The organism is Aminobacterium sp. MB27-C1 (genome assembly GCF_030908405.1).
Taxonomy (GTDB): domain Bacteria; phylum Synergistota; class Synergistia; order Synergistales; family Aminobacteriaceae; genus Aminobacterium.
Genome location: NZ_CP133089.1, coordinates 1,076,172 through 1,102,758 on the forward strand (window position 1 = coordinate 1,076,172; position 26,587 = coordinate 1,102,758).

Sequence of the window (26,587 nt, forward strand, 5' to 3'; positions counted from 1 at the left end):
AATAATGAGTACACCTTCTTCTGGAATTATAACTGGTATATCTGGTCCTGTTATACGTGCTTTTATTCATGCGCCAGTTAAGATGTTTGAAGTTGCTTACGTAGGAAAAAGCAAACTTCTCGGTGAAGTTATCAGAATCCAGGAAGAATATGTAGATATACAAGTTTATGAAGATACTGGTGGAGTTGCTAAAGGGGAACCTGTTTCTTTTACAGGTGAACTTTTAGCCGTGGATTTAGGCCCTGGTATTCTTAGCAGCGTACTTGATGGAATAGGTCGTCCATTAAAAGTATTAGGGAAAGATAATATTTACCTTCAAAAAGGAATACACCTTGCAACTATAGATTTTAAGAAAAAATGGCACTTTATCCCTTTAGTCAAAGCGGGCGATAGAGTTGAATCGGGATCGTTTCTTGGATATGTCATAGAAGGTTCTTATTTACGCCACACTATTATGGCTCCTCCCGGTACTCGTTCGTCAACTGTTCTTTGGGTTGCTTCAGAAGGGGAATATACTGTAGAAGAAAGAATATGCCATCTTGATACTGGCGAAGAATTATCCATGAAGCAACGATGGGAAGTTCGCCATGCGCGGCCTGTATTAAATAGACTTCCTTTCGATAAACCACTCTTAACTGGACAACGGATTCTTGACACGCTATTTCCTATTGCTATAGGAGGAGCCGCAGTACTTCCTGGAGGCTTTGGCACAGGGAAAACAGTGACTCAACAGTCATTGGCTAAATGGTGTAATGCTGACATTATCGTCTATATAGGTTGTGGAGAACGGGGAAATGAGATGACAGAAGTTCTTGAAGAATTTCCAGAGCTTACAGATCCATTTCATGACGCTCCTCTTATGGAACGAATGGTACTTATTGCAAATACTTCTAACATGCCTGTTGCTGCGCGCGAAGCCAGTATCTATCTTGGTATGACGTTGGCAGAATATTTTAGAGACATGGGGTATAACGTTGCTATAATGGCAGATTCTACCTCTCGATGGGCAGAAGCACTCAGAGAAATAGGGGGAAGGCTTGAAGAAATGCCCGGGGAAGAGGGATATCCCGCATACCTGGGAACCCGCCTTGCGCAATATTACGAACGGGCAGGTAGAGCGACATTGTTGGGATTCCCCGAACGAGAAGGTTCTGTAACTGTTATTAATGCAGTATCACCTCCAGGAGGAGATTTTTCTGAACCTGTCACTCAGGCAAGTCTCCGCTTATCCGGTGCCTTTTGGGGGCTTGATAAGCGTTTAGCTCAACAACGTCATTTCCCAGCGATAAATTGGCAACAAAGTTATACTCTTTATGACGACAGCCTAGCTCCAGTTTTTGAAAAAGAATTAGGTCCCGAATGGAAAAAACTGAAAAGTTATTTAAAAGGAATGCTTGATCGAGAAAAAGTTCTTACAGACCTTGTTCAGCTTGTAGGTCGGGATGGCCTTTCTGAGAAAGATAAATGGTTATTGGCTCAAGTTGAAACGATAAAAGTTGTATATTTGCAGCAAAATGCTTTTAGCGATATAGACGCAAGCTGTTCTATGAAAAAACAGCTTATGCTCCTTAAATTATTACACAGTCTTGATGATATGGTTCAAGGGAGAATAGAATCAGGTTTGCTCTATGATCAAATAGCAGATTTTCCCTTGAGAGTAGAACTTTTACGATTGCGAGAAGTTTCTGAAAAAGATATGGAACAACGATATGAATTATGGTTGAAAAACTTTGATGCAAAGCTCAATAGTTTGGTGGTGGTTCCTGAATGAAGCTCTTTTTAGAAGGTTATCGTTCCATTTCAGAAATAGCAGGACCGCTTATTTTTGTCTCTGGCATACGTGAAGCAGGTTATGCTGAACTTGTTCGTATAGAAACACCAACAGGTGTTCGATCTGGCCAAATATTACAAATACAAGATGATATTTGTGTTGTTCAGGTTTTTGATGGGACAATGGGACTCAATGCAGGACAAACTACAGTATGGCTTGATCGTAATGTTGTTAAAATGCCAGTGGGACTATCGCTTATCGGGCAAGTCCTTAACGGGAGAGGTCGTCCTATGGATGGCACATCTCTTACATTCGTCGACAAAGAACTCCCCATAACAGGTATGCCTATTAATCCCGTTCGCAGAACAAGTCCGAATGCTTATGTTGAAACAGGCATATCGACAATAGATATTATGAACACGTTAGTGAGAGGACAAAAGTTGCCAATTTTCTCTGGTTCGGGACTTCCTGCCAATGAGATTGCTGCTCAAATTGTGCAACAAGCACGTGTTCCCGGACGCGAATCTGAATTTCTTGTTATCTTTGCAGCAATGGGAATCACAAGAAGAGAAGCACGTTACTTTATAGATACTTTTGAAGCAACTGGCGCCATAAATAATGGTATTTTCTTTATGAACCTTGCAAGTGACTCAGCTGTTGAAAGATTATTGACGCCTCGTATGGCCTTAACAGCCGCTGAATATTTTGCTTTTGAAAAAGGCTACGATGTTCTCGTTGTTATGACAGATATGCTGTATTATTGCGAATCTCTTCGAGAAATAAGTGCTGCGCGAGAAGAAGTTCCTGGACGACGCGGTTACCCAGGATATATGTACTCAGATTTGGCTGAAATTTATGAAAGAGCCGGCTGTGTTGAAAATTGTTCGGGAAGTGTTACGCAAATTCCTATTATTACGATGCCTGATGATGATATGACCCATCCTGTTGTTGACCTGTCAGGCTATATAACAGAAGGACAGATTGTTCTTGATAGAGGACTTCATGACAGAGGTGCATATCCTCCCATCAATGTTCTTCCCAGTTTGAGTCGATTAATGAATAAAGGGATTGGTAAGGGAAAGACATTCGATTATCATAGATCTCTTGCAGATCAGTTATACGCTTCATATGCCAAGGCACAAGAGCTTTCGCGCCTTCGATTAATAGTAGGCGACGACGGACTTACTGAAACAGAACACCTCTATTTGAAATTTGGAGAAAAATTTGAGAAAAGTTTTGTCGATCAGAGGGTGACCCATCGGACAATAGCAGAATCAGTTGAAATAGCTTGGCAATGTCTTGCTGAACTGCCTCCAAGGGAACTCTATCGACTTCCAGAACACTATATAACAGAAAAGCTGGGAACCCATGAGTAAGGGGATTCGACCACCAACAAGAGAACAGTTGCTGGATATTCGTCGTCAAATGACTACGGTTCAATATGGGAAGCAGCTTTTAGAGAAAAAAAGAGATGCATTGCTACGTGCTTTAGAAGAAGATCGTCGAAATTTTAAAAAGCTTGATGCCCTTTTCAGAGAACATATAAAGCGTATTTCCTTTGTTTATACTTTAGTCCGAATGTACGAGGGGCAATCTGTTATGCAACTGTTGAAACCTGATGTTGGAAGTTTGAGAGTAACTTCAGAGCGGCATACTCTCATGGGATGCCGTTTTGCTCAATTTAAGCGAATTGAAGACCGTCGTTTTTCCTTATCAGGCTTAACATATGATCCGGCGATGACATCTCTCTATCTTGACGAACTTCTCGACGAAATGAAAAAAGTAGAAAATAAAATATGGACATACATTAATTTAAAGGCTAAACTAACTTCTTTAGAAAAAGAACTATCTAAAACTATGATGAAGATAAATACTCTTCAATACAATCTGCTTCCTGAACTGCAAGAAGAAGAGAGCAGAATTCGTGATATTTTGTCAGAAAGAGAACGCCAAGAGCGTTATGCAATAAAAAAATTATCTAAAAAGAAAAAAAATAAAGTTTATTCTCTTCCACAGAAGTGATTCAAATGAAAGTTGTTATAATAGTGGTGAGCCAACCAAAAAACCGGAACATTGCAGATTTAATATCCGGATATATGAAGCGTTGTCGTCCGTATATTCCTCTGGAGCTAGAATATGTACCAGAGGCTCGTGGTGTCTCTTTGGCAGAGAAAGCTAGAGAACAGGAATCAGATGCTCTTTTAAAACGGATAAAAGAACGCGACTATCTTGTCTTATTAGATGAAAAAGGGCAAGAGTTTACCAGTCCCACCTTTTCTCAATGGTTCTATAAACGAGTAGGGGAAGTAAGGGGGAGACTGGTATTTGTTATTGGCGGTGCATATGGAGTGTCAGAGAGAGTGAAAGAACGTAGCCAAGAGAAAATATCACTTTCTCAATTGACGTTTCCTCATGAATTGTGTTTACTTTTTCTTACGGAACAGGTATATCGGGCTATCGCTATTCATGAGAGAATGTCGTATCATCATTAATCATTTTGATAAAGGGGAGTTATGTGTTATGAAAATGGATAAAATTATGAAGCAAGCTCAGAAAATGCAGGCTCAAATGATGAGAATACAAGAAGAACTTGCCCAGGAAAGAGTAGAAGGTAATGCAGGGGGCGGAATGGTCACAGTAGTCGCCAATGGGCAAGGGGATATTGTCTCTGTAAAAATTGAAAAGGAAGTTGTCAATCCTGATGATATTGAGATGCTTGAAGATCTTGTTCTTGCGGCAGTTTCTGATGCTCTTAAAAATAGCAGAGAGTTAGCAAACGCAAGGATGGGGCAAGTATCTGGTGCACTTGGAGCATTGGGGTTAATGTAACGTGGCACTTCCAGAGTCACTGTTACAACTTGTTACGCTTTTAAAACGCTTGCCGGGAGTTGGAGAAAAAAGTGCCCGGAGGATGGCTTTTTATATTATTCAGCAGCCAGCTTCTTTCTCTGAGGAACTGGCTGCTTCTCTCCATGGTTTAAAAGACCGCTTATATGAGTGTTCCCAGTGTGGAAATATTACTGACGTCGACCCGTGCGCTATTTGTACAGATCCGTTTCGTGAAAAAAATATTCTCTGCGTAGTTGAATCTGCTGAAGATTTGTTAAGTATGGAGCAAGCTGGAATTTACAATGGTTTATACCATGTATTAAGAGGGAAGATATCTCCTCTTGACGGAGAAGACTTACCCCCTTCGGAGTATGAACGTTTAAGAGAGCGTATTATACGTACTCGAGTTCAAGAAGTCATAATAGCAACTAACCCTCGAGTTGAAGGTGATTTGACATTCTATTCCCTTCTCTCGGAACTTGAAAATCTTGACATTAAAATCAGTCGCTTAGCCTATGGACTTCCCGTAGGCGGCAGTATAGAATTTGCCGACAGGATTACATTGCATGCAGCCTTTGAATCTCGTGTGGATGTGAAGAAGAGTATAAATAAGAGGAGGTGAGAGGATTCATGGCTGATGGTTTTGGAAGTGTTATACGAAGAGCATGTAGAATTCTTGTAATGTTGTTTTTTGGGATAGCTGGATATCAACTTGCAATGTTATTTATCCCATTTATTCCAGCACCCTTATCTGAGTCTGTTCGTGCATGGCTACCAGTTTGGCTAGCAAAACAGATGTTTTTCGTTATGGGGTGTGTCGCAGTATTTGCCCTCATAGGATGGGCTATTACGCCTTTACTTCTTAAAGGACTTGGCTTTATAGGGGCCTTATTTGAATTTCACCTTAAAAATTTGAGTTGGCAAGATATTTCTTCTGCTATTTTAGGCCTTATCGTCGGTTTGCTGATCGCAAATCTCATAGCGGTTCCTTTTTTTGATCTGCCTGTAGGAAGTTATATCGCTGTGGTTCTCAATATTGTTCTTGGATATCTTGGAGCAAGAATTTTTTGGAAGAGGCAAGAAGATATCCGAGGTGTTTTTAATTTAGGAGCCCTTAAGGAGCGCCTTTCAACTAAGAAATTTCGTAATAAAAAAGGGTTACCAACTGAAGAAATTGAAGAAGAATGGTGCGCTCCGAGAAAAATACTCGATACAAGTGTCATTATTGATGGGCGAATTCTCGACATTGCAAGAACAGGATTTATGGAAGGAGTCCTAGTTTTACCGCGTTTTGTACTGTTAGAGCTTCAAGCCGTTGCAGACTCCACAGATCCAGCTCGTAGAACTCGTGGGCGAAGAGGACTAGATGTGGTAAATGAATTGCAAAAACTTTCTACCCTTGAAGTAGAGATAATGGAAACTACTTTAAAACAATTAAAGGTTGATACCGTAGATAGTGGCCTTGTTGCGTTAGCCCAGCAAATAAGCGGAGAAATCTTAACAACGGATTATAACCTTAATAAGATTGCTCAGATTCAGGGAGTAATCGTTTTGAACGTCAATGATCTCGCGAATGCCTTAAAACCGATGCTTTTACCAGGCGAATCCATTATTGTCGATGTAATTAGAGAAGGGAAAGAGCCTCATCAAGGAGTCGGCTATCTTGACGATGGAACAATGCTTGTTGTTGAAGATGGAGAAGATTATGTTGGTAAACGTGTAGAAGTTGTTGTTACTTCTATGCTTCAGACGTCTGCAGGACGTATGGTCTTTGGACGAATACGCCGTGAGGTTCGGGCATGAGCGCAATAAAAGAGAAAAAAATAAAACGATTTTCTTTTATTATAGCGGCAGCAGGTTTGGGAGAGCGCATGGGTGGCTCTCCCAAACAATTTCGTAATCTTGGAGAAAAACCTCTTTGGCAATGGAGCCTTTCCGTTACAGAAGAACTTTTAGAAGAGAAAAAAATAAATGAAGTTATTGTTGTTGTTCCTGGTTTTGCCGTAGAAAGAGTAAAAAAAGAAGTAGCAAAAATTACTCGGTTCCCGTTATGTTATGTTGTAATAGCCGGAGGAACAACACGAACAGAATCTGTTAAAAAAGCCTTGAAATCGGCTCATGAAGAGTTTGTTCTTATACATGATGCTGCAAGACCCTTTCTATCCGTCAAATTATGCGAAAGAATAATGGACACTGTTTCTTCAGAACATGGTGTCATTCCGGTTCTTCCTGTAACAGATGCTCTGAAAAAAATAGAGAGACTTGAAAAAAATATTATGGTATCTTCTGTATCTAGAGATAAAATGTATCGGACACAAACCCCTCAAGCCTTTCCTCGAGCGACTTTACTGGAAATGTTGAAAGACAATGTGTCATATAAAGATGAAGCTGAGGTGTGGGTAAAGTCAAAGTGTTTGTTAGAAACAGTGGAAGGTGATTCACTGAATATGAAAATGACATATCCTGATGATTTTAAAATTGCAGAAATTCTTGTTGAAAGAAAAAAAGAATACCGAACAGGTCATGGTTTTGACATCCATCCTCTCGTGCCTTCAAGAATTTTGATTTTAGGAGGGGTTCCTATTGATTCTCCTTTAGGGCTTGACGGATATTCTGATGGGGATGTTTTAACTCATACAGTAATGGATGCTTTATTAGGTGCAGCTGGACTTCCTGATATAGGCAGAATCTTCCCTGCAAATGATCCTATATATAAAGATGCTTATTCGTTTGAGCTGCTCCAAGAAGTTCTCGCCCTTCTTCAAAAAGAAAACTGGAAAATTGAATGGATAGACGTTACCCTACAAGCCCAAGTTCCACATTTAGCTCCGTATATTGACGTCATTATCCAGAAACTTGAAAGTGCTTTTGCGCAAATTCAAGAACAAAAGAATATAATACATATCAAAATAAAATCAGGAGAACATATTGGGCCGGTTGGACGCGCTGAATGTATGATGTGTTCGGCAGTTGCAACTCTTTCTCGTAACGGGAGGTTACATTAATGATTCGAACTCGATTTGCACCTTCTCCGACAGGATTACTCCATATAGGGGGAGCAAGAACAGCTCTCTTTAATTGGTTGTTTGCGAAAAAAAATGGAGGAGAATTTATTTTACGAATAGAAGATACTGACCAAGAACGATCTCGGCAAGAATATACCGATATGATTTATGAAGATATGTCATGGTTGGGATTAGTTCCTGACGAAAGCCCCTGGAATGGCGGCGAATGTGGGCCTTATATTCAAAGTGAACGAAGAGATATTTATGAACATTATCTTGCAATCTTAAAAGAAACTGGAGCTGTATATCCCTGTTTCTGCTCCCCGGAACAACTGGAAGAGGATCGTAAGATACAGCTGCAAAATGGAAACCCTCCTCGATATAATGGCCGTTGCAGATCTCTTACAACAGAAGAAATTGACAAGAGAATTTCTAGTGGAGAGCGCCCGTGTTGGCGTTTCGCTGTTCCTGATTCAGGAACTTTTATTTTAAAAGATATAGTTCATGGTGACATTTCCTTTAACTATTCCGAAATAGGTGATTTTATAGTAGAAAGGTCAGATGGTTGGCCTACATATCTTTTTACAGCAGCTCTAGATGACGCCCTTATGCATATTACTCATGTCATACGGGGCGACGAACATATAAAAAATGCTGTTCTTCAGACGCTGATACAAGAAAATTTAGGGTTGGGTTCTCCATTATATGGACATGTTCCGATGATAATAAGCATTGATAGACAAAAGTTAAGTAAACGAACTGGAGCCCAATCTGTTAGAGAGTTTAGAGAAAAAGGTTTTTTACCAGAAGCACTCATTGCCTATCTTTCTACTCTGAGTTGGTCTGCAGATGCTTCCGTAAATCTTCTATCGCAAAAAGAAATAATTGATGCATTCTCTATAGATCATGTTTCATCATCTTCGCCAGTTCATGATGAAACACATTTAAACTATTGGCAAACTGAAGCTTTGCGTGCAAGAGGAGCACAGTGGATGTTTAATGAACTTGTAAGATTAAACCCTTCAATTCCTTCTCTTGTTGAAGGAATGAATAAAAATTTCGTTATTTTGTTGCTTGAAGATATTTCTGGGGGTTGCCTTACGCCTCATGACGTTTTAGAATCTTCCAAATGGCTTTTTGCCTCGCCAGATTCGTTTCATGAGAATAAAAGTATTTCACCTGATTGGATGCCAGAGATTATTAATGTCCTTCGCGAAATAACTGAATGGGAACCAAGTGTCCTCGATAAAACTCTTAGAAGCTGGCAAAAAGAAAAGGGGCTAAAAGGGAAAGAATTTTTCCATCCATTGAGACTTCTTCTCTCAGGAGAAGAAAAGGGGCCAGCTATCCCCTTGGAAATGGCAGCGTTGGGTAAAGAGAATACTATCCAACGACTAGGAAAAGCATAGAGAAATAGAAAGAGGAGGTTCTTTAATGTCTATTGAAACCAAATTTGTACCCTATGAGGGTTTTACTTTTGATGATGTGTTGCTTGTCCCTGGATATAGTGAAGTCGTTCCTGCTAACGTAGATGTAAAATCATACATCACGCCGGATATCCAGGTTAATGCTCCTATTTGTAGTGCTGCTATGGACACAGTTACAGATGGTAGGCTTGCTATAGCTATAGCACGTGAAGGTGGCGTAGGTATTGTTCATAGAAATATGCCCTTTGATAGGCAGGCAAAAGAAGTAGACATGGTCAAAAGATCAGAAGCAGGAGTTATTGTTGATCCTTTCTTTCTTCACCCAGAGGATAAAGTCAAAGAAGCATTGGAATTGATGGAGCATTATCACATTTCTGGAGTTCCAATAGTAGACAATAACCAAAAGCTCGTAGGAATTATCACAAACAGAGACCTCCGTTTCGTAACAAATTATGAACAGGATATTTCTGCTATCATGACTCATGAGCATTTAGTAACAGCTCCCGAAGGAACCACTCTTGAAGAAGCTAAAGATATTCTTATGAAACATAAAATTGAGAAATTACCCCTCGTCGATAAAGAACAGAAATTAAAAGGACTCATCACAATAAAAGATATCCAAAAGGTAAAGGATTTTCCAAACGCATGTAAAGATCTTCACGGACGTCTTCGTGTAGGAGCAGCTGTAGGTTCCAGCAGAGATGTTTTCGATAGGGTAGAAGCTCTCGTTAGAAGTGGAGTAGATATTATCGTTGTTGATACAGCGCACGGACATTCTTCAAAAGTTCTTCAGACAGTAAGAGATATACGAAAAAAATATAAAGACTTGCCTCTTATCGGTGGTAACATTGCTACTGCAGAAGCAGCAGAAGCTTTAATTGACGCTGGAGTTGATGCAGTAAAGGTTGGAGTAGGACCTGGTTCCATATGTACCACCCGTGTTATTGCTGGCATTGGTGTTCCACAGCTTTCTGCTGTCTTTAACGTTTCTCAGGTAGCCCACGCCCGAGGAAGAAAAGTAATAGCAGATGGTGGAATTCGTTATTCAGGAGACATTGTAAAAGCTTTAGCTGGTGGCGCAGATACTGTAATGATAGGATCTCTGTTTGCAGGAACAGAGGAAAGCCCCGGCGAGGTTGTAATTTATAGAGGACGCTCATTTAAAGGCTATCGCGGAATGGGATCATTGGGTGCAATGAAAAATGGATGCAGCAAAGATCGCTATTTCCAAGAATCAGCAACAAGTGAGAAGCTGGTTCCAGAAGGAATTGAAGGTCTTGCCCCTCATAAAGGTCCTATAGCTGGCGTTGTTTACCAACTTGTTGGTGGATTGCGTGCCGGAATGGGATATGTTGGAGCAAAAACAATAGAGGATTTACATAAAATTGCTCGATTTGTTAAAATAACACCAGCGGCTGTAAAAGAAAGCCACCCTCACGATGTAGTCGTGACCAAGGAGGCCCCTAATTACTGGATTGAATAGAAGGTGTCTATTATGTATGTTTGCAGGATTTTAGATCGTGATAAGAAAGCTTTAACTACATATTGGGAAGGTGTTCTTGAGCTTCCAAATTTGATCGAAGAAGTCCTTGCAGATAGACTGCTAAAAGATAACAACATTGAAGAATATGAAGCTTCCCTCCCTGATTGGTGGGGAACATTCATAGGCGAAAATTATTTATAGAGTTGTAAGAAAACCATAAAACATGTTATACTAAGCAGGAATACATGGTGAGAGGGAAGTTATGCGTGGTTATTACCAAAGAGTGGGTTTGTCCCACTCTTTGTTTTTTGTGTAACTCTCGGCCTCTAGCTCTAAAAGGAGGAAAGGTTATGGCAGAGCCTGCGTTTAAAAAAGAAGATTTATCCATTTCTCTTCGCCATATTGTAGAAAATCTAGGATATGAATGCGTCGGCATTGTTTTCGCAAAAGAATCAAATAATCTTTACATCAAAGTCTATCTCGACGTTCTCGGTGGAATAACGGTAAAAGATTGTGAAACAGTTTCTCGTAGTCTAAGCCACTTTCTTGATGAACATGATTCTGCTCTTCCTAATCGTTATTTCTTAGAAGTGGGTTCAGCAGGTTTAGACAGGCCGCTTTTCACACTCGACGACTACGCGCGTTTTGAAGGGAAAAAAGCAAAAATTCGTTGCCTTCCAATAAAAGAAGGGCGAAAGCGCTTTAAGGGAATAATAAGTTCCGTAAACAAGGAGAAACAGAGTATATTGATCCAACTTGATGATTCAACAGAAGAAGAGGAAATACAGTTTGATCTTATTCAAAAAGGGAACCTTGTTTACGAAGGAGAGTAATAAATAACAACAGATGGGGAATTGTTAGAGGAGGAGGAGAAATATGCAGCTTGGGCGTGATTTCGTCCGTGCATTAAAACAGCTAACTGCGGAACGGGGATTGACTGCTGAGGTAATAGCATCTAGCCTCGAAGCAGCACTTATTTCTGCGTACAAAAAATATCAGGGCGGAGACCAAAATGTCGAGGTTCATATAGACCTTGATAGCGGAAACGTTTCCATCTGTGAAGTACGGCTCATAGTTGACGATGTCGTTAATCCTGACACCGAAATATCAATTGAAAAAGTTCGTGAACTTGGTTATACAGATGTAGAAGTTAACGAATATATTAGAATCGAAAGAAATCCCGAGAATTTTGGCCGCATAGCTGCCCAAACGGCACGGCAGGTAATCATACAAAAATTAAAAGACGCAGAACGTCAGATTATTTTCGAAGAATTTTCTGGCAAGGTTGGAGATCTTGTTAACGGAATTATTTTTAAATCGGAAAATGATCAGGTACTTGTTCGTCTTAATGATCGCACAGAAGCTATTTTACCGCGCGAAGAGCGCATTATAAACGAACGCTATATACCTGGCGAACGACTTAAATTTTACCTGCTTGATGTTAGACAGACAACTCGTGGACCGAGAATAGTAGTTTCACGAACACACCCGGGGTTGCTCAGAACATTACTCGAACTTGAAGTGCCTGAAATACAGGAAGGCATTATTGAAATTAAGGGTATTGTACGGGAAGCAGGTACGAGAGCTAAAGTGGCAGTTCAAACGCTTGATAGCAATGTTGATCCTGTGGGCGCATGTGTCGGGAGCAATGGTGCTCGAATCAAGTCTATCAGTCAGGAGCTTTCAGGTGAAAAGATTGATGTTATTATATGGAACAGCGATCCGTTAATCTTCATACGTAATTCGCTTTCACCTGCAAAAATAGTCAAGATTGAGCCTGTTCTTGAGCAGGATAAGGCAGTTACAGTCTATGCTCGACCTGATCAACTCTCTCTTGCTATTGGAAAAGCTGGCCAAAATGTTCGGTTAGCAGCACGATTAACAAGCTGGAAAATCGATATTAAGGCACTTGAACCGGAACGTATGCCTACGCTTCAAGATATTTTTCAGGATATTATAGATTAAGAGGTGTTGCCCTTAATGACTGAAGCGAAGCGCAAGAGACCGAGAACTTGTATTGGATGTCACTCTGAAAGTCCTAAGAGAACTCTTGTTCGTGTTGTCCGTTCTCCAGATGGTATAGTTACTATCGATCAAAGTGGGAAAAAACCTGGCCGAGGGGCCTACCTCTGTTTAAACAGAGAGTGTATAGAACTAGCTCGAAAAAAGAAGGCACTATCGAGAGCTTTACGGTGTGAAGTGGATGAAAAAATCTACGATGAACTGCTCTCGTTGATTTTGGAGCAAGAACTATGATAGAGGAGAAGATCTCTTCTTTTTTAGGCCTAGCTCGTCGGTCAGGGCAGCTTGTAATAGGAGCAGACGAGATTAACAAAAAACTAAAAGGAAATAAAGAGGGGCTACTCGTTCTTTTGGCGTCAGATGCTTCCGTTGCAGTAAGGCGAAGCGTCATAGCGAAAGCTAAGCGGGGGCAATGTGATTTGAGAGACATACCCCTCACTTGCGGAGAGGTATCAAGGGCCATAGGAACCACAAGTACGCAAGTTGTGGCTTTGCCACTACATAGCGGCCTTGGGGAGAAAATACAAGCCCTGCTAGCGGAAGGGGGAAATGTGCTTGAGTAAAATAAGAGTATATGAATTAGCCAAGATGTTAGGAATAAGTAATAAAGATTTGTTGACAATGCTAGAGGATCTTGGCATTGAAGCTAAAACACATATGAGCTCTATTGATAACGATGTTGCTCAACTTATTGAAGAAGCGATTCACGACAAAAAAACTCAACAACCACCTATAGCAGAGAAAGAGGAAACAAAGGTGAAGGAAAAACTGATCATAAGCGTTCGAGAGACCGCAACAGTAAAAGATGTAGCAACACAGATGGGTATTCCTGTAGCAGAAGCTGTCAAAGCTTTAGTAGATGAAGGTATTATGGCTCCCGCAGGGACTCAAGTTAACGAGTCTATTCTCGTTGTACTCGGCGAAGCTTACGATGTAGATTTTGAGTTTGAGGAAAGCACTTCAACATCGAAAGAAACAGCGGCTGAAGAAGGTCAGAGTGTTTCTCGTGGTAAGCCAATTTTCCATGGTGATCACATGGAGCTTCGCCCGCCTATCGTAACTGTTATGGGACATGTTGACCATGGGAAAACAACGTTACTCGACTATATACGTAAAACGAATATTACTGCACGTGAGGCAGGCGGTATTACTCAGCATATCGGTGCTTCCACTGTTATGTATGAAGATAAGAAAATAGTGTTTCTTGACACTCCTGGACACGAAGCTTTTACAGCAATGAGAGCTCGTGGGGCTCAGGCTACTGATATCGCGATCCTTGTAGTCGCTGCTGACGACGGTCTTATGCCACAAACCAGAGAGGCTATTAACCACGCTCAAGCAGCGGGTGTTCCTATTGTTGTCGCCGTAAATAAAATTGATAAACCCGCAGCACGCCCAGACCGCGTAAGACAGCAGTTGTCAGATGTTGGGCTGGTTCCGGAAGAGTGGGGCGGAGATACAATTATGGTCGATGTTTCGGCTAAGTCAGGAGAGGGTGTTCCCCAACTCTTAGAGATGGTTCTTCTTGTTGCAGAAATGGGCGAACTTAAAGCTGATCCTACAGTTACTCCTGAGGGCATTGTCATAGAAGCGAATCTTGATAAAGGTAAAGGACCTGTTGCAACAGTAATTGTGCAGCAAGGAACGCTTCGTAAAGGAGATATCATCCTTCTTGATACGACATGGGGAAAAATAAGAGCTATGCTTGATGCTCGTGGTCGGCAGCTAGCAAAAGCTGGTCCTAGCACCCCAGTAGAAGTCTTGGGCCTTACATCTGTTCCGCAACCTGGTGAGCATTTCATTCTTGTGGATAGTGAAAAAACAGCCCGAGATGAAATATCGAAACGCGAGCAGGAAAAACGTGATTCCGAAGGCACAGCCGCAAAACGTCTTACCCTTGAAGAACTCTATTCCCAAATGAAAGAGGGAGAAATTCCACAACTTAACTTGTTGGTAAAAAGTGACGTCCAGGGAACAAATGAAGCTCTGTGCGCTGCTTTAGAAAAAATGGGCACTAATGAGGTCGGAATTAATATTATTCATAGAGGCGTTGGACGAATTGCTGAGTCTGATATTATGCTCGCTACAGCTTCTAATGCAGTTGTCATCGGATTTAACGTGAGACCAGATAAGAATGCTCAAAAAATAGCTGAAACAGAGGGCGTGCAGATTCGTCTTTACGATGTAATTTATGATGTAATTGATGACATTAAAGCAGCTCTTGAAGGAATGCTCGCACCTACAATACGTGAAGAGGTAATAGGCCAAGCTGAGATAAGACAAGTTATCAAAGTCCCCAAAGCTGGTAAAATTGCGGGTTGTTACGTAACTGAAGGTACTATAAAACGAAATGCCAAAGTTAGGATTATCCGCGATGGAGTCGTTCTTTGGGCTGGAGCACTTGCTAATTTAAAGCGCTTTAAAGATGAAGCCAAAGAAGTAAATGCAGGCTATGAATGTGGAGTAAACTTCACTAATTATCAGGACTTTAGAGAAGGGGACATTATCGAAGCTTTTGAAATAGTGGAGGAAAAACGGCATCTTGAATAATGAAAAATAACGAGAAAATAGTACCTTATATCGGTTTTTTTCAAATTCAAATAGATATTCCTGCATGCCGAAGCGTAAAAGAACGCCGACAAGTAATTCGTTCGCTTATTGATAAAATTCGTCGACGCTGGAACGTATCTGCTCTTGATCTTGGCCCAGAAAATCGATGGGATCAAGCATATATAGCATTTTCACTTGTAGGAAATTCGTACGGAATGTGCAAAGACCGTATAGAGATAATAAAGAATTTTATTGAGCGAGAAGAAGATATGGCGGCGTTTACAATTATACATTTTTGGCAAGAGGTAGATGCATATGACGAGTTATCGAATGCAGAGAGTGAATAAGCAACTCCAACGAGAAATCAGTTTGCTTCTAGAGTATAAAATAAAAAACGATGTAGCTAAAGAAGCTATCATTACAGAGGTTTCGTGTACTAAAGACCTCGAAATGGCAACTGTTTTCTTTATCACCCTCGATAAACAACAGCGAAAAACGGTCCTCAAGGCGTTACAGAGTGTTGCTGGTCCTATACGTTCTCTCTTAGGGAAACGTTTACGTCTTCGACAGATACCAGAAATACGATTTGAAGTAGATCCTTCTGTAGATTATGGACGGCATATTGATGCGCTGTTAGACAGTATTAAAGAGGATTCATTGCCTGAGGATGAAGAAAGAGATGGAATCGAAGAATAACGTTACACTAGAAAAAGTTTTTTCTTTATTATGTGCTTCGCCATCATGGGTCATTCTTACCCATCAAAAGCCTGATGGAGATGCGGTAGGTTCAGCATCGTCTCTCGCTGCATATGGTATGGAAAATGGGAAAAAGATTCGTTGGGGAGGGGGTAATCCTCTCCCACCAACGTATTCTTTTTTGCCATTAAGTGAAACTTATGAGGTTTTTAACCGCGCAGAAGACCTTTTACCCCTTTCTAAAGATACTCTTATTATCTCTTTAGATACGAGTAACATTGAACGTTCTATTCCCGAACTTGAAAAAATTCATAATGACGCTCAAATTATAAATATAGACCATCATGGAGATAACACTCTTTATGGTGATTATAATTACATAGATGAAAATGCCTCTTCACTAGGAGAAATACTTTGGCATATGTTCCATCTTTGTAATGCATCGTACAGTTGCAATTCTGCAATTGGTCTTTATACAGCTATTGTCACGGATAGCGGGAAATTCTCTTTTTCTTCAACATCGCCTCGTACTCATGAAGCTGCTGCTGAATTAATCAAAAAAGGCGTTTTACCCGCAGAAATCAGCCATAAAATTTTCTACAATCAGCCTATTGAAAGCATGAAACTTTGGGGGAAAGCCTTTGAAAGAGTGGAACTTGCTGGTCACTCGAAAATTTCCGTTTCTTGGCTTACATTAGAAGATTTTTTACAACTCAATTCTTCTCCTGCCGATACAGAAGGCCTTGTTAATGAACTTCTTAGAGTTAAAGACGTAGAATTTGCAATTCTCCTCGTTGAGGAAGAAGATCAGATTCGAATTAGTTTACGTTCTCGTGGCGTTATTTCTGCCCGTGATATTGCCCATCGTTTCGAAGGCGGTGGTCATATGCAAGCAGCAGGATGTCGAATAGAGGCTCCTCTTTCTCAAGCAATTCAAATCATAACTAAAGCAGTTGAAGAGGCTATGCAATGATTAGTGGGCTTATCCTTATCGATAAACCTAGAGGGATACGTAGCACTCATTGCGTTTCCACCCTTCGCAATATTTTGAAAAATAAGATAAAAGTGGGGCATGGAGGCACTCTTGACTCTACTGCAGACGGCCTTCTTGTACTTCTAGTGGGAAGCGCAACGAGACTATCTAATTACGTTATGATGTTACCTAAAGAATACTCTGTTACAATCCAACTTGGAACAATAACAGATACCTTAGATTATGGGGGAGAGGTGCTTGCAAAAAATTATTTCAAGCATATTTCCGAAAAGGATATAGATGTATTGTTACCAGCCTTTCTTGGAACAAGAATGCAAAAACCACCGGTAATTTCTGCTCTCAAACTTCAAGGGAAAAGAGCTTCTGATTTAAAACGTAGCGGCCTTGAGCCAGAAATGCTTCCTCGTCCTGTTACGATTACATCTATTTGTCGCATATCAAGCTTAAATACAGAAGGTCAGGTTTCCCTTTATATAAAATGCCACAAAGGAACCTATGTTCGGAGTATTGTAAGAGATATAGGGACGATGTTAGGATGTGGCGCGTCTGTCCTCAAACTTACCCGTGTAAAAACAGGTTTTATGTCGTTAGATCAAGCTCTTCCTTTTGATGAAATGATTAAAATCAATGAAAAAAATATTAGTGAAACGATATTACCAATACAAAATTTCATAAAGCATTTTACTCTTTACGATATTGCAGAACCTCTGGAAGTAGAACTTAAAAACGGAAAGATTATTCCACTTACAGAGTTACAGTGTATATCGAGAGGAATGGTTTTTGCCCAAGATGCAGTATGTGCAGCTGGCAAAAACTTAGTTTCTCTGGGAATATTAAGATATCGTAATAATAAGGCTTTTTTTAAGCCACAAACTAATCTCTTCTTAGAATAACATAAAGAGGTATATGTAATGATTCAGGTCTTAGGAGCTTTTGATGGTTTTCATAAAGGACATCAGTTACTTCTTAAAGAGGCTGAACGTCTCTCTAAAGAAATAAATGACACGTGGGGAGTTGTTACTTTTTCCCCACATCCTCAATATATTTTTAATCCAGAGCGTCTGTTTCTTCTCTTTAGCGAAATAGAAAAAAGACATATAGCGTCAGCACTTCAAATACCAAATATTCTTTGGGTACCTTTTGATGAATATTTAGCAACACTGAACCCTCAAGATTTCTTGAAGCGTTTGGAAAGTCTAACATCGGTATCTGGTATTGTAGTCGGTGAAAATTTCCGTTTCGGTGCTGGTCGAAAAGGTGATATTGCTTTTTTACGCCAATATTGCCATGAAAAGAACATTCTGTTTTCTCCTGTTCCTACTCTGGAAATAGACGGTCTTGCCGTAAGTAGTACCGTTATACGAAGTGAAGTTCTTTCTGGACGAATGCAAATGGCCAAGTACCTGCTTGGATACCCATTTTTTATATATGAAACAGTTATAGAGGGACATCATCGAGGAAGAGAATTAGGCTTTCCTACAGCTAACCTAGCCGTTCCTACCCGTAAAATTATTCCCCCTAGCGGGGTCTATGCAGCTACAGTTGTTCTAGACAGTACTTTTTATCCAGGAGCACTCAATATAGGTTCAAATCCTACTTTTACTGATGTAAAAGGTCTCAGGATAGAAGTCCATATTCCAGGCTTTACAGGGGACCTCTACGGCAAAAAAATAATGGTGTTCATAGAAGAATATTTACGGGGAGAACAACGTTTTGCAAATCGTCAGGCATTATCAAAACAGCTTGCTCGTGATGCAGAACTTTCAACTGAATATTTTGAGAAAAACACAGTAAAAGACGAACCACTCTACAGACGTTTCAGTTGCCAGCTTTAAGAGATGGAATATCTTCCCAACGAGTAGTATATGAAGGGGACTTTCGATCGGACCGGGGAACCCAATTTTTCTCCGGTTCCGAATAAAAAATAGCAGGTGTAATAATGTTTTTCCTAAAATTCATATTAATTCTATCGATAACTTTCATTAAGGTTTGCTTTTTCTTCTGGCTTACTTTCGATAGATCTTCAAAAAGATACTCCTGTCTATAATTTTGCGATATTAATTTCGCTAGAATTACTCCAGCTTTTACATAACAAAGTCCGTCTTTGTAAATTTGAGCTAAGCCTGTAAGGGCAAGTTTTATAAGATCGGGCGTGTAATTTGTAGGATATGGGGCAGCAATCTCAATAGAATTAGAATAAAAAGAGGGGAGAAAACGATTGGTAGCAATAAAAATATTTATTTCACTTGCCAAAGCTCCTTCTTGCCGAAGGCGGATTCCTGCAGAAGAGACAAAGTAGGTTATGGCTGTTTCTAAATCATTATAATTTCGTACCTCCCTGCCAAAAGAGCGCGAAACTTGTATGCTTTTTTGCATTACTTCTGTTTCTTTTATCTTTATACAAGGAATCCCACGAAGTTCCCATACTGTCTTTAAACCGGAAACACCTGTAATTTTTAGGATGCGTTCATCATTTATATCCCGCATATCTTTTGCCGTTCTAATTCTGTTTTTTATTAATCGCTCTGCAAACTTTTTCCCTACTCCCCAAATATCATTTATAGAGACATTTGCCAAAAACATATCTTTTTCCGCAGAAGATAGAGATAAAAGGTTATACCATCCTTTCGTTTCCTCATGTTTTTTAGCATATTCAGCGGCGAGTTTAGCAAGAGTTTTCGATGTAGCTGCACCTATGGAAATAGGGATTCCGGCCCATCGGTAGACTTGATCGCGTATATAAGCTAACGTTTTCGATAACTGAGAGCGACTCGACAAATCTAACGTTAAAAAGGCTTCATCTATAGAGTATTTCTCTAAAAAGGGTGTATTCTGACCCAAGATAGCCATCACCCTTTCAGAAATATCATGATAAAGTTCGAAATTACTTGAAAAAACTGTAATCCCATAATGACGACAAGCATTTTCTATTTGAAAGAAAGGAACTCCCATAGAAATACCCAGCGCTTTAGCTTCATTAGAACGGGAAACAACACATCCATCATTACTAGAAAGCACTATAACTGGTCTATTTTGTAGATCTGGTCTGTAAAGCTTTTCACATGAAACAAAAAAATTATTACAATCACAGAGAATTATTGGCTTCATATGTTCCTGCTTCATGACAAAACCACGTCACAACCCCCCAAATGTCTTCTTCTTTTATATTCTTAAAAGAAATTCGTTTAAAACCCTGATTCTCATCATAGACAACAACTTGATCCCCCGAAGAAGGCCGAATAGAACGATCAACGATACATATTGTTGTGTCTTCTCTAAATAAAAAAGTAGCAAGAGGTGTGGGAATAAGAATATTTAACAGTTCTTCATGTATAGACGGTGGTTTCTTATCCGTTCGAGTAAATTGTATTCCCATGTTAGTATCCCTCCCTCCATGTTTATTAAATTCCTCTTTTAGGTATGACGCTTACTGACATAACCTTTCCACAAATTCTAAAAAAATCCATATTCCCGGCATCCATTTCTTCTGCAATCTCTTCTTTGGAAATAATAATTGGCGGATACTTGCCAGGATTAGAAGAACGCAATTCGATATGATCTTTATATTCGTAATACCATTTAACTGCCAAATCTCCACGACGTCCCCATTTAACTAGAATAGAATCACCGTTATAGACAGGCTCTTCAGGGTTAATGGTGATACGAGCTCCATCTGGGATTCCAGCCTCCTGCATGCTGTCTCCCTCAACTTTAACGGCATAGGGGCGTTGTTCTCCTATTCGTCCAAGATCATCTTTCGCAACAAATAGAGAAGTGGAGGATTCAGGAATAACGTCGTCCATATCTCCAAACCCCCACCCCGCACAAGCAACAAGGGAAGAATCCAATAGAGGAACCGCTACGACAGCTTCTTTTTCAAAATTCCAAAGTGAACCATCAGCGTTATCACATGTTTCTTCTCCCATCAGATAACCTACAGTTGTATCTAGTGTCTCGGCAAGTGCCGACAAATGAGAGGCGTCTGGCAAACGTCTTTCTTTTTCCCAACGAAGAATAGTATGAAAAGAAACGTGTATCATTTCAGCAAGTTCAATTTGAGTAAACCCTCTCTTTACTCTTAATTCAGCAAGTTTATCTCCGGAAAACATCTAATCACCCTCTTTATATTCTTTATATACTATCCAAATAGCTATAAAAAACAAGGGGGAATCTCAAAAAGATGTGTTGCACTAAAAAGTAGCACGTGATAACATAATCGCCGTCCTGAGCGGGCCTGTAGCTCAGTGGATAGAGCGACGGCCTCCTAAGCCGTAGGTCAGGCGTTCGAATCGCCTCAGGCTCGCCATTATAAACAAAATCAATTTTTAGAGTTGTCAAATAACGATGAAAGCGGGTATAATCCTCACGGGGTCACGTTAATAAAAGGCGCATCCGGGAGGGGGGGAAAGCGACGTTTGATTGGCGTGCTTTAAAAATTTTCACTCTTTTAATTTTTCTATCTATTTTCTATCTACTTTTCGTTCCTGTTCACTTCTTATCTTTGCGAACTCAAGATCAAAAAATTTGGTCAGCACCAGTTCCTTCTGGAACTAAAATAGTAACCGGATTCGTTCACTCCGTTGAAAAAACTCCTGTTGAGGATGTTTATATTGTGTCAGGTGGTCGTATTTGGCTTTGGGAGGAGCGTTTTCGATCTCATAACGCAGGGCTTCCAACCGAACCTCCTAAACATGGGCGATTTTTATTGCACAAAGATTGGATGATTGTCCAAGGAAGTTCTTATGAGTGGGAAACATTACGAGTTCGCATAGGCGATAGCCAAATAGGGAAAAACTGGTTTTCGTCTACTATGACTGGTAAACTTGACCTTTTCCAAACAATACCTAATAGCCTTCTCTACGTTGAAATGAAACAGGTTCCTCTATTTTTTAAAAAGATGCCTTTTACTTTTTAATTAAGTTCATCACGACTGGAGGTGGAGATATTTGGGTGAAGTAAACAACAAGCAAAACGTAAACACCGAAACAGCTCAGAATTCAGAAATTAACCTTGATGAACTCCGACGCCAGTTTGACACGGAAGCTCGCTATCGTGACCTTTTCGGTTGGCAGGGCCTCGTAATAACAGCTTTAGCCGTAGGTATGTCTCTTTTCCATTTTTACACATCCGGTTTCGGGCTCCTCTTAGCAATGAAACAACGTTCTTTACACTTAGCTTTTGTTCTTGTTCTCGTCTATCTTTTGTACCCAGCTCGTGAAACAAGCAAGAAAGATGGCATTCCATGGTATGATTTCATACTTGCAGCAATGGCAGCTTTCTCAACTCTTTATCTCTTCGTTGAATTTGAAGAAATGGTAAATAGAGCAGGGTTGCCAACAACCATGGATATTATTGTTGGTTTTATGGGTATTATTCTGCTATTAGAAGCAACGCGCAGAGTGTCGAGTCCCATTTTGCCATGTATAGCCATATTCTTTCTTTTCTACTGTTATTTTGGACGCTATTTCCCTCAAATGTTCCAACACAGAGGTTTCAACATCCAAAGAATTATTAACCATATGTATTTAGGTACAGAGGGTGTATTTGGCATTCCTCTTGGTGTTTCTGCTACCTTTGTGTTCATGTTTATTCTTTTTGGTTCCGTTCTGGAACAAACGGGAATGGGCCGTTTTATTATTGACTTGGCTATGGCCCTTGCTGGAGGCGCAACAGGGGGCCCAGCTAAAGTTGCTGTGTTGAGTTCCGGTTTTATGGGCTCAATATCAGGGTCATCAGTCGCCAATGTATGTACTACGGGGATGTTTACCATTCCTCTTATGAAAAGTGTAGGATATAAACCTCATTTTGCAGGTGCCGTTGAAGCAGTAGCATCAACAGGAGGACAAATTATGCCTCCTGTTATGGGCGCAGCCGCCTTTATAATGGCCCAGTTCATGGGAGTTCCTTATGTTCATGTTGCTTTGGCCGCTGTGGTACCAGCCCTGTTATATTACTTTGCAGTTATGGTACAGGTACACCTTGAGGCTACACGTCTGGGTTTAACTGGATTACCTAGAGAAAAACTTCCTAAGCTTTTCAAATTGTTAAAAGCAAAGGGACATCTTTTATTGCCTCTTATAGCTATCGTCTATTTCTTGCTGTCAGGCTACACGCCTTTAAAGGCAGCGTATTATGGAATCATAATCAGTATTGCTGTTTCTTTCTTAAATAAAGAGACACGCCTTACGCCGCAAAAGCTCAAACTTGCTCTTGAAAGCGGAGCAAAAGGAGCACTGGGCGTAGCATGTGCTTGCGCTACAGTGGGAATTATTGTAGGAACAGCAACGTTAACTGGTTTGGGATTGCGAATAGCAAGTGCAATTGTAGCCATAGCCGGAGGAAAACTTCTTCCCACGTTGTTGCTAACCATGATTGCGTGTATCTTGCTTGGTGCAGGGCTTCCTACAACGGCAAACTTCATTGTTACAAGTACAATGGCTGCTCCAGCTCTTTTCCAGTTAGGTGTTCCTCCAATGGCAGCGTACATGTTTGTTCTCTACTTTGGTATTGCTGCGGATCTTAGCCCCCCTGTCGCACTCGCAGCTTATGCAGGTGCTGGAATTGCAGGAGCTGAACCAATGCGTACAGGAGTTACAGCTGTAAAACTGGCCTTAGCGGGTTTTATAGTTCCTTATATTTATGTGTTCAATCCAATGCTTGTGCTTGTCAATTTCAGCCCATTACCGTTTACTATGGCCATAATAACCGCTATTTTGGGCGTATTTTTACTTGGAATGAGCACTATTGGATATTACAAGGCTCCTATGGCTTGGTGGAAACGCATTATAGCGTTGGGTGGAGCTCTTGGGTTACTAATCCCGGGGTGGCAAACTGACTTGATAGGATTGATAATCCTCATCGGAATCCATATTTTACAAAAAATGGAAGTCAAGAAAAAAACCGGGATGGTGTCGTAATATTTTACAAGTTTTCAAGTTGTGCTAAAATCAACAAGTTACGAATTTGCCGTCTCTGTTTTTTAGAGACGGCCTTTTCCTATTTGAAAGGAGGTAAATAACATTGGCTACAGATTATAAGGACACACTCAAGTTGCCCAAGACATCTTTCCCAATGAGAGCAAACCTGGCCAAACGAGAGCCTGAATATCTCAAGTTCTGGAAGGATATCGACGTTTATCACGAAATGTTAAAACAACAGGAAGGGAAAGAGTCCTTCATTCTACATGACGGACCTCCCTATGCAAATGGGAATATACATATAGGAACAGCATTCAACAAAATCCTCAAGGATTTTATTCCCAAATACAAAGTAATGAAAGGTTACTATGCTCCCTACGTTCCTGGGTGGGATACACACGGACTTCCTATAGAACTTCATGTTCTTAAAACCCATGGGATTACAAAAGACGCCATTGATCCTGTTGAACTCAGAGAAAAATGTACAAAATATGCGCACGAATTTCTTGATATTCAGAGAAATGATTTTATACGCCTTGGTGTAATAGGTGATTGGGAAAATCCATATATTACACTTAACCCAGAGTATGAAGCCGCTCAATTGAGCACTTTTGCAGATCTCGTTGAGAAAGGCCTCGTTTATAAAGGTCACAAACCTGTTTATTGGTGTATAGATTGCCAAACAGCTCTAGCTGCCGCAGAGATAGAGTATTGGGATGAAGTGTCTCCATCTGTCTTTATCGCTTACTCTATGCCTGAAATTGGCAACAAAATCGATGTGTTAAAAAATCGTGATGTTAATGTTATCGTTTGGACAACCACACCGTGGACACTCCCTGCAAGTATGGCAGTAGCCCTTGGGCCCGGCTATGACTATGTATTTGTTGAGAGTGGAGATAAGGTTTATCTTTTAGCGGAAGCTCTTCTCGATTCTGTTGCGAAAGAAACAGGTCTTCAGTTTGGTGAAATTCTTTATCGTTGCAAGGGAAGGGAACTAGAAAAAGAGAAAGCAATTCATCCTTTCTATTCCGATAGAGTTACTCCATTGCTTCTTGCTGATTACATCTTGCTCGATACTGGTACTGGTTGTGTTCATACGGCACCAGGTCATGGTGTTGAAGACTATGAGACTGGCGTTCGATATGGAATAGAAATTTACAACCCAGTCGATGGTAGCGGTCACTTCTTAGAAGAAACACCAATCGTTGGCGGTCTTTCCCTTGACGAAGGCGCCAAAAAAGTTCTTTCTATACTTACAGATAACGGTCGTCTTCTTGGTGAAGGTAAGATTATGCACTCTTATCCTCACTGCTGGAGATGTAAAAAACCTGTTATTTTCAGATCGACAGAGCAGTGGTTTATAGCTGTTTCCCAGTTTAGAAAAGAAGCCCTTGATATTATCGATAAAGGGGTACAGTGGATTCCAGATTGGGGAAAAGATCGCATTTATAACATGGTTCGTGACCGTTCTGATTGGTGTATCAGCCGTCAGAGAGTTTGGGGAGTTCCAATTCCCGCCTTCTATTGCGAGGATTGCGGTGAACTTATTTTAAAACCTGAGCTTATCAGAGCCGTACAGGAAAAAGTCAAGAAAGAGGGTTCAACTATTTGGTGGAAACTTACACCGGAAGAACTGCTTGGCGATTTAGCTGTATGTCCAGCCTGTGGAAGCCATCATCTGGTAAAAGATTCGAATATTATGGACGTTTGGTTCGACTCAGGTGTCAGCCATTTCTCAGTTCTCGAAACACGTCCAGAGTTGAGATGGCCTGCCGATTTATATCTTGAAGGTAGTGACCAGCACAGAGGATGGTTCCAAACCTCGTTGCTTACTTCTGTTGCCACTCGTCATCAAGCTCCTTATAAGAGTGTTCTCACTCACGGTTTCATTGTTGACGGAGAAGGCAAAAAGATGTCTAAATCTATTGGTAATGTTATAAGACCGCAAGAAGTCATCGATAAATATGGCGCCGATATCTTGAGATTGTGGGTTGCTTCTACAGACTATAGAAACGACATTCGTATTTCTGATGGCATTATCAAGAGCTTAACGGAATCTTATCGACGTATTCGAAACACTGCCAGATACTTATTGGGGAACCTTTCCGACTTCAATCCTCATAAAGATTCTGTAGCTTACGATGAACTTATGGAAATAGATAAGTGGATCTTGTCAAAGCTCAATGAGGTTATCGAACGTGCAACTCAGGGCTTTGAAGATTATGAATTCCATGTACCGACTTTTGTCATTCATCAGTTCTGTGTAACCGAGCTGAGCTCATTCTTCCTTGATGTAAGCAAAGATCGGCTTTACGCTGATGAAACCGATTCGATTTCCAGACGTGGCTGTCAGACTGTAATGTGGCAAATACTTGATACTCTAACTCGCTTACTGGCTCCTATTCTGAGCTTTACTGCTGAAGAAATTTGGCAGGAAATGAAAAATATGGATCCTGACTTGCCTAAGAGTGTATTTTTATCCTCTTGGCCAGAAGTAAATTCTTCTGAAATAAATGCTCAACTTGACGAAAAGTGGGATCGAGTTCTAACCATGCGAGGAGCTATTAGCCGAGCATTGGAATCTGCCAGAACAACTGGTGTCATCGGTCACTCACTGGAAGCTCGTGTTGAAGCTCAAATATCCAAAGAGTATGAGCATTCACAATTTACTGATGAAGAGTGGTCTATGTTCGCTATTGTTTCAGACTTTAAGTGGGTAGAAAAACCTTCTGATTTAGCCATAATGTGGCAAGATGAAGAAACTGGATTAACGATTGCTGTCGATAAAGCCAAAGGCGAAAAATGCCCACGATGCTGGAAATACTCAGAAGAAGTTGATGAAAGAGGATTATGTCCTCGCTGCGCACGAGTGTTAAAAGATTAGTTTCATACT

The 26,587-nt window shown here is 40.5% G+C and carries 27 protein-coding genes and 1 tRNA gene; 25 read left to right on the plus strand and 3 right to left on the minus strand.

Annotated features, from left to right (window positions below; genetic code table 11):
• Positions 1–4: 4 nt before the first annotated feature.
• The 21 genes from RBH88_RS05205 to ribF all read left to right on the plus strand — a co-directional run bounded on the left by RBH88_RS05205 (position 5) and on the right by ribF (position 18,612).
• Entirely contained in the window at positions 5–1,771 is a 1,767-nt protein-coding gene (locus tag RBH88_RS05205) for a V-type ATP synthase subunit A (RefSeq protein ID WP_213690137.1), read from the plus strand.
• Entirely contained in the window at positions 1,768–3,147 is a 1,380-nt protein-coding gene (locus RBH88_RS05210) for a V-type ATP synthase subunit B (RefSeq protein WP_307880031.1), read from the plus strand. The genes RBH88_RS05205 and RBH88_RS05210 overlap by 4 nt, the downstream gene beginning before the upstream one ends.
• A complete protein-coding gene (locus tag RBH88_RS05215; protein ID WP_307880032.1) occupies positions 3,140–3,793 on the plus strand; it encodes a V-type ATP synthase subunit D in 654 nt (217 codons plus the stop codon). The genes RBH88_RS05210 and RBH88_RS05215 overlap by 8 nt, the downstream gene beginning before the upstream one ends.
• 5 nt (positions 3,794–3,798) lie before the next feature.
• Complete coding sequence (locus RBH88_RS05220; RefSeq protein WP_213690135.1) at positions 3,799–4,263, plus strand: 23S rRNA (pseudouridine(1915)-N(3))-methyltransferase RlmH; 465 nt, start codon at positions 3,799–3,801, stop codon at positions 4,261–4,263.
• Positions 4,238–4,600, plus strand: a complete 363-nt coding sequence (locus RBH88_RS05225; protein ID WP_213690134.1) for a YbaB/EbfC family nucleoid-associated protein — start codon at positions 4,238–4,240, stop codon at positions 4,598–4,600. Before RBH88_RS05220 ends, RBH88_RS05225 begins: the two co-directional genes overlap by 26 nt.
• A 1-nt stretch (position 4,601) precedes the next feature.
• Entirely contained in the window at positions 4,602–5,222 is a 621-nt protein-coding gene (gene recR / locus RBH88_RS05230) for a recombination mediator RecR (protein WP_213690133.1), read from the plus strand.
• Between the two features lie 8 nt (positions 5,223–5,230).
• Positions 5,231–6,403 carry a PIN/TRAM domain-containing protein gene (locus RBH88_RS05235; RefSeq protein WP_213695627.1) on the plus strand — a complete coding sequence of 391 codons (1,173 nt, stop codon included), beginning with the start codon at positions 5,231–5,233 and terminating at the stop codon, positions 6,401–6,403.
• Positions 6,400–7,605, plus strand: a complete 1,206-nt coding sequence (gene ispF / locus RBH88_RS05240) for a 2-C-methyl-D-erythritol 2,4-cyclodiphosphate synthase (RefSeq protein ID WP_213695626.1) — start codon at positions 6,400–6,402, stop codon at positions 7,603–7,605. The genes RBH88_RS05235 and ispF overlap by 4 nt, the downstream gene beginning before the upstream one ends.
• Positions 7,605–9,014 carry a glutamate--tRNA ligase gene (gene gltX / locus RBH88_RS05245; protein WP_213695625.1) on the plus strand — a complete coding sequence of 470 codons (1,410 nt, stop codon included), beginning with the start codon at positions 7,605–7,607 and terminating at the stop codon, positions 9,012–9,014. Before ispF ends, gltX begins: the two co-directional genes overlap by 1 nt.
• A gap of 25 nt (positions 9,015–9,039) precedes the next feature.
• Positions 9,040–10,515 carry an IMP dehydrogenase gene (guaB, locus tag RBH88_RS05250; RefSeq protein ID WP_213695624.1) on the plus strand — a complete coding sequence of 492 codons (1,476 nt, stop codon included), beginning with the start codon at positions 9,040–9,042 and terminating at the stop codon, positions 10,513–10,515.
• A gap of 12 nt (positions 10,516–10,527) precedes the next feature.
• Positions 10,528–10,716: a hypothetical protein gene (locus tag RBH88_RS05255; RefSeq protein ID WP_213690128.1), complete on the plus strand. Its 189-nt coding sequence runs from the start codon at positions 10,528–10,530 to the stop codon at positions 10,714–10,716.
• A gap of 149 nt (positions 10,717–10,865) precedes the next feature.
• Complete coding sequence (gene rimP / locus RBH88_RS05260; RefSeq protein ID WP_213690127.1) at positions 10,866–11,348, plus strand: ribosome maturation factor RimP; 483 nt, start codon at positions 10,866–10,868, stop codon at positions 11,346–11,348.
• Between the two features lie 43 nt (positions 11,349–11,391).
• Positions 11,392–12,480, plus strand: coding sequence for a transcription termination factor NusA (gene nusA / locus RBH88_RS05265; RefSeq protein WP_213690126.1), 1,089 nt, complete (start codon positions 11,392–11,394; stop codon positions 12,478–12,480).
• A gap of 15 nt (positions 12,481–12,495) precedes the next feature.
• Positions 12,496–12,771 carry an RNase P modulator RnpM gene (gene rnpM / locus RBH88_RS05270; protein WP_213690125.1) on the plus strand — a complete coding sequence of 92 codons (276 nt, stop codon included), beginning with the start codon at positions 12,496–12,498 and terminating at the stop codon, positions 12,769–12,771.
• On the plus strand, positions 12,768–13,100 hold the full coding sequence (locus RBH88_RS05275; protein WP_213690124.1) for a ribosomal L7Ae/L30e/S12e/Gadd45 family protein: 333 nt from the start codon (positions 12,768–12,770) through the stop codon (positions 13,098–13,100). The genes rnpM and RBH88_RS05275 overlap by 4 nt, the downstream gene beginning before the upstream one ends.
• Positions 13,087–15,087: a translation initiation factor IF-2 gene (infB, locus tag RBH88_RS05280; RefSeq protein ID WP_307880033.1), complete on the plus strand. Its 2,001-nt coding sequence runs from the start codon at positions 13,087–13,089 to the stop codon at positions 15,085–15,087. The genes RBH88_RS05275 and infB overlap by 14 nt, the downstream gene beginning before the upstream one ends.
• Positions 15,087–15,434 (plus strand): DUF503 domain-containing protein, encoded by a 348-nt coding sequence (locus tag RBH88_RS05285; RefSeq protein ID WP_213690122.1) that lies wholly within the window; start codon positions 15,087–15,089, stop codon positions 15,432–15,434. The genes infB and RBH88_RS05285 overlap by 1 nt, the downstream gene beginning before the upstream one ends.
• Positions 15,403–15,783: a 30S ribosome-binding factor RbfA gene (gene rbfA / locus RBH88_RS05290; protein WP_213690121.1), complete on the plus strand. Its 381-nt coding sequence runs from the start codon at positions 15,403–15,405 to the stop codon at positions 15,781–15,783. The genes RBH88_RS05285 and rbfA overlap by 32 nt, the downstream gene beginning before the upstream one ends.
• Positions 15,767–16,756: a bifunctional oligoribonuclease/PAP phosphatase NrnA gene (locus RBH88_RS05295; protein ID WP_307880034.1), complete on the plus strand. Its 990-nt coding sequence runs from the start codon at positions 15,767–15,769 to the stop codon at positions 16,754–16,756. The genes rbfA and RBH88_RS05295 overlap by 17 nt, the downstream gene beginning before the upstream one ends.
• Complete coding sequence (gene truB, locus RBH88_RS05300; protein ID WP_307880035.1) at positions 16,753–17,670, plus strand: tRNA pseudouridine(55) synthase TruB; 918 nt, start codon at positions 16,753–16,755, stop codon at positions 17,668–17,670. Before RBH88_RS05295 ends, truB begins: the two co-directional genes overlap by 4 nt.
• Positions 17,671–17,688: 18 nt before the next feature.
• Positions 17,689–18,612, plus strand: a complete 924-nt coding sequence (ribF, locus tag RBH88_RS05305; protein ID WP_307880036.1) for a riboflavin biosynthesis protein RibF — start codon at positions 17,689–17,691, stop codon at positions 18,610–18,612.
• On the opposite strand, the gene RBH88_RS05310 is transcribed toward ribF, so the two are convergent.
• From RBH88_RS05310 to RBH88_RS05320, 3 genes are read right to left on the minus strand one after another with little or no spacing between them, the layout of a single operon-like run.
• Complete coding sequence (locus tag RBH88_RS05310) at positions 18,596–19,885, minus strand: Y-family DNA polymerase (RefSeq protein WP_307880037.1); 1,290 nt, start codon at positions 19,883–19,885, stop codon at positions 18,596–18,598. The genes ribF and RBH88_RS05310 overlap by 17 nt on opposite strands.
• The gene (locus RBH88_RS05315) at positions 19,863–20,153 is read right to left on the minus strand and encodes a hypothetical protein (RefSeq protein WP_307880038.1); all 291 of its coding nucleotides are present in this window, start codon (positions 20,151–20,153) and stop codon (positions 19,863–19,865) included. Before RBH88_RS05315 ends, RBH88_RS05310 begins: the two co-directional genes overlap by 23 nt.
• 25 nt (positions 20,154–20,178) lie before the next feature.
• Positions 20,179–20,886, minus strand: a complete 708-nt coding sequence (locus tag RBH88_RS05320) for a LexA family transcriptional regulator (RefSeq protein ID WP_307880039.1) — start codon at positions 20,884–20,886, stop codon at positions 20,179–20,181.
• A 121-nt stretch (positions 20,887–21,007) separates the two neighbouring features.
• On the opposite strand from RBH88_RS05320, the gene RBH88_RS05325 reads away from it, so the two are divergent.
• From RBH88_RS05325 to ileS, 4 genes are all read left to right on the plus strand, one after another.
• Positions 21,008–21,083, plus strand: a tRNA-Arg gene (locus tag RBH88_RS05325).
• 195 nt (positions 21,084–21,278) lie between these two features.
• The gene (locus RBH88_RS05330; protein ID WP_213690114.1) at positions 21,279–21,692 is read left to right on the plus strand and encodes a DUF1850 domain-containing protein; all 414 of its coding nucleotides are present in this window, start codon (positions 21,279–21,281) and stop codon (positions 21,690–21,692) included.
• A 31-nt stretch (positions 21,693–21,723) separates the two neighbouring features.
• Positions 21,724–23,694: a TRAP transporter permease gene (locus tag RBH88_RS05335; protein WP_213690113.1), complete on the plus strand. Its 1,971-nt coding sequence runs from the start codon at positions 21,724–21,726 to the stop codon at positions 23,692–23,694.
• Between the two features lie 103 nt (positions 23,695–23,797).
• The gene (gene ileS / locus RBH88_RS05340; RefSeq protein WP_213690112.1) at positions 23,798–26,578 is read left to right on the plus strand and encodes an isoleucine--tRNA ligase; all 2,781 of its coding nucleotides are present in this window, start codon (positions 23,798–23,800) and stop codon (positions 26,576–26,578) included.
• The last annotated feature ends 9 nt before the right edge of the window (positions 26,579–26,587 follow it).

Bases quoted from the DNA above. Each gene is read 5' to 3' on its own strand.
- RBH88_RS05205 (WP_213690137.1), top strand. From the start codon at position 5: ATGAGTACACCTTCTTCTGGAATTATAACTGGTATATCTGGTCCTGTT.
- RBH88_RS05210 (WP_307880031.1), top strand. From the start codon at position 1,768: ATGAAGCTCTTTTTAGAAGGTTATCGTTCCATTTCAGAAATAGCAGGA.
- RBH88_RS05215 (WP_307880032.1), top strand. From the start codon at position 3,140: ATGAGTAAGGGGATTCGACCACCAACAAGAGAACAGTTGCTGGATATT.
- RBH88_RS05220 (WP_213690135.1), top strand. From the start codon at position 3,799: ATGAAAGTTGTTATAATAGTGGTGAGCCAACCAAAAAACCGGAACATT.
- RBH88_RS05225 (WP_213690134.1), top strand. From the start codon at position 4,238: ATGAGAGAATGTCGTATCATCATTAATCATTTTGATAAAGGGGAGTTA.
- RBH88_RS05235 (WP_213695627.1), top strand. From the start codon at position 5,231: ATGGCTGATGGTTTTGGAAGTGTTATACGAAGAGCATGTAGAATTCTT.
- ispF (WP_213695626.1), top strand. From the start codon at position 6,400: ATGAGCGCAATAAAAGAGAAAAAAATAAAACGATTTTCTTTTATTATA.
- gltX (WP_213695625.1), top strand. From the start codon at position 7,605: ATGATTCGAACTCGATTTGCACCTTCTCCGACAGGATTACTCCATATA.
- guaB (WP_213695624.1), top strand. From the start codon at position 9,040: ATGTCTATTGAAACCAAATTTGTACCCTATGAGGGTTTTACTTTTGAT.
- RBH88_RS05255 (WP_213690128.1), top strand. From the start codon at position 10,528: ATGTATGTTTGCAGGATTTTAGATCGTGATAAGAAAGCTTTAACTACA.
- rimP (WP_213690127.1), top strand. From the start codon at position 10,866: ATGGCAGAGCCTGCGTTTAAAAAAGAAGATTTATCCATTTCTCTTCGC.
- nusA (WP_213690126.1), top strand. From the start codon at position 11,392: ATGCAGCTTGGGCGTGATTTCGTCCGTGCATTAAAACAGCTAACTGCG.
- rnpM (WP_213690125.1), top strand. From the start codon at position 12,496: ATGACTGAAGCGAAGCGCAAGAGACCGAGAACTTGTATTGGATGTCAC.
- RBH88_RS05275 (WP_213690124.1), top strand. From the start codon at position 12,768: ATGATAGAGGAGAAGATCTCTTCTTTTTTAGGCCTAGCTCGTCGGTCA.
- infB (WP_307880033.1), top strand. From the start codon at position 13,087: ATGTGCTTGAGTAAAATAAGAGTATATGAATTAGCCAAGATGTTAGGA.
- RBH88_RS05285 (WP_213690122.1), top strand. From the start codon at position 15,087: ATGAAAAATAACGAGAAAATAGTACCTTATATCGGTTTTTTTCAAATT.
- rbfA (WP_213690121.1), top strand. From the start codon at position 15,403: ATGACGAGTTATCGAATGCAGAGAGTGAATAAGCAACTCCAACGAGAA.
- RBH88_RS05295 (WP_307880034.1), top strand. From the start codon at position 15,767: ATGGAATCGAAGAATAACGTTACACTAGAAAAAGTTTTTTCTTTATTA.
- truB (WP_307880035.1), top strand. From the start codon at position 16,753: ATGATTAGTGGGCTTATCCTTATCGATAAACCTAGAGGGATACGTAGC.
- ribF (WP_307880036.1), top strand. From the start codon at position 17,689: ATGATTCAGGTCTTAGGAGCTTTTGATGGTTTTCATAAAGGACATCAG.
- RBH88_RS05310 (WP_307880037.1), bottom strand. From the start codon at position 19,885: ATGAAGCCAATAATTCTCTGTGATTGTAATAATTTTTTTGTTTCATGT.
- RBH88_RS05315 (WP_307880038.1), bottom strand. From the start codon at position 20,153: ATGGGAATACAATTTACTCGAACGGATAAGAAACCACCGTCTATACAT.
- RBH88_RS05320 (WP_307880039.1), bottom strand. From the start codon at position 20,886: ATGTTTTCCGGAGATAAACTTGCTGAATTAAGAGTAAAGAGAGGGTTT.